Below are 5,141 nucleotides of genomic sequence, written 5' to 3'. Positions count from 1 at the left end.
GGCTTAGCTGTGGGTGCTGCTGTTTTTGCTCGCATCATTTGCAGCGAATGGTGCGCCAAGAGTTGATTAACCAGCCTCTTATCTGGTATTTTCCGCAGCGAAGCGAAGGACGCAGGAATGTTGGATCTCCCCGGATAAGAGCATGAACCTTCGTTGCACAACTGCATCATTTACGGTGGCCGTTAGATCACATGGCTTTGATGTCTTGTGCCATCTCGCCTCCAGCCTACGCCTCATATGATGTTCTTGTTCATCAGCTCGCAACGTTGTTAGCGGCTTCCTCCAGACCATTCCTTACGGATTGGCCCTTGCCATTCACTAGTAGTTAGCCTTTAATCGTTTAAGATTGATTTAAAGGTGATCTTCCTACAGGGGACTTTCACCCCATAAATTCAATGCCCATGCCGGGCGTACACAATATGATAGTTTACATAAATTTATGTCTGGAGAAAAAAAAGTCAGCACTGCCAAAGAAACATTTATGAGTGCAAAAAATTGCAAGGTTTATTGGACTCTTTAAAAAACATGAAATTAAGTAATATAGTTTATGCTACAACTCTCGACTTCATATCACTACTATCTCAATTAATATAGTATCCTACAGCTAAACTGCTTGACACCTTCCCCTAATAATCCTTCACTGAGGGTATATTCTTCTCATAGTTAAACATAAATGGACTAAAATAAAATGGAATTTAATAATGGTACCTTGCATCTTACATCTTTTTTTGCTGTCACTTTAGGTATTGTAGTACTTTTTATAGGTAAAAGGATCAATGATGTTGTTAGTTTTTTGCGAGAATTTAGTATTCCTGAACCCGTCACAGGAGGATTGCTTTTCTCCATATTGATAACCTTAATCTACCTATCCACGAGCATTGAGATCAGCTTTGACATGGTTGCCCGAGATTTTCTTTTAGTCTATTTCTTCACAACCATAGGCATAAACGCAAGCCTCAAAGACTTACTATCTGGGGGTAAGCCACTTGTCGTTCTTCTAGTGATTACTATTGGCTACATGGCCATTCAAAATCTAACAGGCATTACCATCGCCTCATTATTTGGGCTATCAACCCCAGTTGGCTTGCTAGGGGGTAGTGTTTCCCTGACCGGTGGCCATGGTACAGCTATCGCCTGGGCTCCTCGTATTGCCAGTGAATACGGTATATCCAACGCGATGGAGATCGGCATAGCCTGCGCAACCTTTGGTCTTATTCTCGCCAGCATCATGGGTGGCCCCATTGCAAAGCTCTTAATCACATGGCACAAGTTATCACCGACTCAAACTGACCCTATGGATGTCGGTCTGCCTGAAAGCAAGAAGATGGGAGGGATAGACCACTTAGACCTACTGGACGGAATCCTCGCTATCCATATTTGCATTATATTGGGGCTAATTTTAAATGAAGGCATTGAGTCTCTTGGGCTGCAGCTCCCACTGTTCGTTTCCTGTTTATTTGCAGGTATTCTAATAACAAACTTGATACCCAAGAACTTTCCCCGCTTTAGTGGAACCAAGTGGCCATCACGAAAACCTGCTATTGCTTTGATTGCTGACGTCGCCCTAGGTACTTTTCTAGCCATGTCTTTAATGAGCATGCAACTTTGGACATTAGTTGATTTAGCTGCCCCCATTTTCGCTATTTTAAGTACGCAATTTCTGGTCGCACTCTGCATTGCTATTTTTGTCCTCTTCCCTGCAATGGGCAAAAATTACGATGCGGCTGTAGTCTGTGCAGGTTTTGGTGGCATATCTCTTGGATCCACACCTACAGCTATGGCTAATATGTCAGCAGTTTCTCAACGTTACGGCGCCTCACACTTAGCTTTCATTATTGTGCCTCTGGTATGTGCATTTTTTATCGACCTGGTTAACGCATTAATGATTCCATTTTTTCTTACCCATGGCTAATTTAATATTGAAAAAATCAGTACTCATAATCCAGGAGGTATGAGGACTTGCTTCCACGTTAATGAAAGCGCTGATTGTGTGTTTGAATACAGCATTGTTAACGTGTTTACTCATTATTCTATAAAAATATTTGGCATTACTCCGTTGTGTTATTTTTAACATCCACACAACTGTGAATTTTTATTAGTCAATATGAGGAGACCTCTAAGAAAAGCTTGACATAACTAAAGAATCTAACAAACAACAATTGCGCTTAAATAATCATTCAAAAGGCATGTTTTACAGGGTTACACAAACTTCATACATAAGTACTTCAAATTTTTGGTAAACTAAGGCATGATTTTTTTTTATTCTATTATAACCACAATATATTAACCCTAGCTAATACTCGACTAATGAAGAGATATTTCAATGTCATTTTTTTATTAAAATTAGTTCTTATTAGTTCAATTTCATGTGCTATTGAAGTGACCGTTGTAGGTAATGAGTCAATGCCCTTTAATGGACTCAAATTCGACGAGAGCAGCGAAACTACTCCATATAAAAATAGTGGAATGGCTTTTGAGATATTAGAAGAGGCAACCAAACACGGTGCACCTAAATTCAACTATCAACTAGGCTTACCCTGGAAAAGAGCACAGCATCTCATTCATAAGGCAAACAATAAACCAATCGCAATAATTCCCTTTACTCGAACTAAAGAACGAGAGCAACATTATACCTGGATTGCTATGCTCTTTACTTACCAAACTAGAATCTCATTATATAAAGCTTCTAAAAAAGTCACATTAGATCAACTATTCGACAAACCAATCGGAATCATTGCTGCCTCAGCTCATATTCCACTTTTAAAACAGCTTGGCTTTAAGAATATCGTTTATGTTAAAAATGCATTTACTAATTCAAGATTATTAAGGTTTAATAGAGTTGATGCCATAGCTGAATCTCAGTATGTAGATATTTATAATTGGAAAAAATCTGGCTATACTACAGACGACCTCAGCTTTATCCCTATTGGAGAAACAAAGCAAATATATATTGCAGCCAATTTGAATTTCCCGACTGAACTCAGCTCAAAAATTTCTAATGCAATAGATAAAATTCGATCGAATGGTAGCTTAAACAACATATTAAAAAAGTGGGAAAAATAGCTTACTGCATTACTGCTTCGTTGAATATACATACAATCACAGTTATATATGGCCACATCTCTAACCCTCTTTTGAACTATGATCCTATTTCCTATCCAATATCACAGGTCCAGGACCTTCTGAAGCCAATTTGTCTTCTTCATTATAGATTGGGCATTTATCCATCGATAAACACCCACAGCCAATACAGCTGCTTAATGAGTCTCGTAACCGTTCAAGGTAGGCAATGCGAGCATTGATATCATCCCGCCAACGACTTGATAATAGCTGCCAATCTTCTATTGTGGGCGTTCGATTATCTGGTAAAGAAGCAAATGCCTTCTTAATTTCCGCTAAACTAATCCCCATTTTCTGAGCTGCTTTTATCACAGAGATTCTACGCAAAACATCACGCTTGTAACGTCTTTGATTCCCTGTATTACGCCAACTACGAATTAATCCCTTTTCTTCATAAAAATGTAAGGTGCTGACCTTGATCCCACAGCGTTTAGCAACTTCCCCAACACCCCAAGTAGCTTGTTCCATGACACCTCCGAAATTTTTTGAAGAATAGTAAAAAAAACACTTTACCTCAAGTTAACTTGAGGTTTTATTCTTAGTCTACACAAACCGTGATAGCAATTTCAAAGAGCGTTCTGTCTAGTTCTGATAGTAAGGACTATCGAACCAAGCAATACACCGGCAGTACGTTTTATTTACTATAAGGAGAACCTAATATGTATCTTGAGCATGTAAATCTGGTTGTATCCGATATTCCTAAGGTATTAACTTTTTACCAAGCAGCCTTTCCTCACTGGAAAGTTCGTACCGAAGGTAGTAGCGAATGGTATGGAAAGCCTCGCAATTGGCTGCATTTTGGTGATGATTATCACTACATAGCATTTAGTGATCATGGTGAAGGAAAAAACAGGGACTTAGAAGGTCATCAAGTCGGACTCGCCCACTTTGCTTATGTCACCAATAATATTGAAGCTACCATCTCTCGACTTAAAAAAGCTGGTTTTGAAATCGCTAAAGATGGCGCTACAGAGCCTTATCGAAAAAATGTGTATTTCATCGACCCAGCAGGATACGAGGTGGAGTTTGTTGAATACCTTAGCGATACTCCAGAACAAAGAAATCTTACAACATAATACAGGTAGTGCATACATAACTTCACATCGCAAAACTCATAACAACTTTATGTATGCACCATTTACAATAGCTGAAAAAAAGGTGAGACTATGAAAATTTTAGCATTTGCAGCAAGTAATAGTAAAAACTCGATTAATCGACTATTAGCTTTGTATACCGCCAGACAGGCCGATAATGCGTTAATTGAAACACTGGATATTAATGACTACGAAATGCCAATATTCAGTGAAGAAAGAGAAAAACAGCTAGGCACTCCCGAAGCCGCCCAAGCATTTTTCAATAAACTTTCTGAAGCAGATGCAATCATTGTCTCTTTTGCAGAACACAATGGCACTTATACAGCGGCTTTCAAAAACTTGTATGACTGGACCTCTCGTATTAATCAGGGCAATCGCATATAAATTTACACTGAACAAATTAGCTTCATTAAATATTCATGATCCCAACCAGCAGAGAGTCTCTTATTTTTTATTCCAATTTTATAAGTATTATCTTGCTTAAGAATATTAAGTGCTATCTGCCTAATTCTAGACATATTTTCAGCTGAATGTCCTTTACGAATTCGACTATCATCTTCTCTGAATGCAACATCCAAACTCCAGTGCAAGCTGTTTTCAATTTGCCAGTGATGTTGGATCATTTCACTAACCTCTTTTGCTGGCAATGACTGGCTGGAAATATAATAACGCTGCTCTCGCGTCTTTTTTCCTTGTAGTGTTCGTTCTGTTTCAATTCTAATGACAGCAGCTAAATCCATCCACTCTGTGGCTATCGGTAATTTAGCCGCTGCATTATAAACCCAACAACGTCGTATTTCGTGTCGACCATGCTGCTCTTTTTCAGAAGAATAGAAATCAATAACAGGGCGCTGATATGATTTGGCTTTCTTGGAATGAAGTAATTCATGAATAGCTGAATAGAGACGAGGCTGGTTATTTTTAACT

The 5,141-nt window shown here is 38.7% G+C and carries 6 protein-coding genes; 4 read left to right on the top strand and 2 right to left on the bottom strand.

The window, feature by feature from the left end:
* Nucleotides 1-688 precede the first annotated feature (688 nt).
* Entirely contained in the window at nucleotides 689-1,912 is a 1,224-nt protein-coding gene (gene gltS, locus F607_RS0124390; RefSeq protein WP_027710136.1) for a sodium/glutamate symporter, read from the top strand.
* 395 nt (nucleotides 1,913-2,307) lie between these two features.
* The gene (locus tag F607_RS0124385) at nucleotides 2,308-3,063 is read left to right on the top strand and encodes a substrate-binding periplasmic protein (protein WP_084611404.1); all 756 of its coding nucleotides are present in this window, start codon (nucleotides 2,308-2,310) and stop codon (nucleotides 3,061-3,063) included.
* Between the two features lie 84 nt (nucleotides 3,064-3,147).
* Here the strand turns inward: F607_RS0124385 and soxR are convergent, their stop codons facing one another.
* On the bottom strand, nucleotides 3,148-3,588 hold the full coding sequence (soxR, locus tag F607_RS0124380) for a redox-sensitive transcriptional activator SoxR (RefSeq protein ID WP_027710134.1): 441 nt from the start codon (nucleotides 3,586-3,588) through the stop codon (nucleotides 3,148-3,150).
* Nucleotides 3,589-3,779: 191 nt separating this feature from the next.
* On the opposite strand from soxR, the gene F607_RS0124375 reads away from it, so the two are divergent.
* Nucleotides 3,780-4,196 carry a VOC family protein gene (locus tag F607_RS0124375; RefSeq protein WP_027710133.1) on the top strand — a complete coding sequence of 139 codons (417 nt, stop codon included), beginning with the start codon at nucleotides 3,780-3,782 and terminating at the stop codon, nucleotides 4,194-4,196.
* A gap of 90 nt (nucleotides 4,197-4,286) precedes the next feature.
* Entirely contained in the window at nucleotides 4,287-4,598 is a 312-nt protein-coding gene (locus F607_RS31605; protein ID WP_084611403.1) for an NADPH-dependent FMN reductase, read from the top strand.
* A 2-nt stretch (nucleotides 4,599-4,600) separates the two neighbouring features.
* On the opposite strand, the gene F607_RS0124365 is transcribed toward F607_RS31605, so the two are convergent.
* Nucleotides 4,601-5,141: ISAs1 family transposase (locus F607_RS0124365; protein WP_027710132.1), on the bottom strand; the 541-nt coding region annotated here is incomplete at its 5' end.

Source organism: Zooshikella ganghwensis DSM 15267, assembly GCF_000428585.1.
GTDB lineage: Bacteria > Pseudomonadota > Gammaproteobacteria > Pseudomonadales > Zooshikellaceae > Zooshikella > Zooshikella ganghwensis.
This window is presented reverse-complemented; position numbering and strand designations above follow the sequence as displayed.

What these genes read in the sequence shown, in the direction of transcription:
- gltS (WP_027710136.1), top strand. Translation starts at nt 689, where the DNA reads ATGGAATTTAATAATGGTACCTTGCATCTTACATCTTTTTTTGCTGTC.
- F607_RS0124385 (WP_084611404.1), top strand. Translation starts at nt 2,308, where the DNA reads ATGAAGAGATATTTCAATGTCATTTTTTTATTAAAATTAGTTCTTATT.
- soxR (WP_027710134.1), bottom strand. Translation starts at nt 3,588, where the DNA reads ATGGAACAAGCTACTTGGGGTGTTGGGGAAGTTGCTAAACGCTGTGGG.
- F607_RS0124375 (WP_027710133.1), top strand. Translation starts at nt 3,780, where the DNA reads ATGTATCTTGAGCATGTAAATCTGGTTGTATCCGATATTCCTAAGGTA.
- F607_RS31605 (WP_084611403.1), top strand. Translation starts at nt 4,287, where the DNA reads ATGAAAATTTTAGCATTTGCAGCAAGTAATAGTAAAAACTCGATTAAT.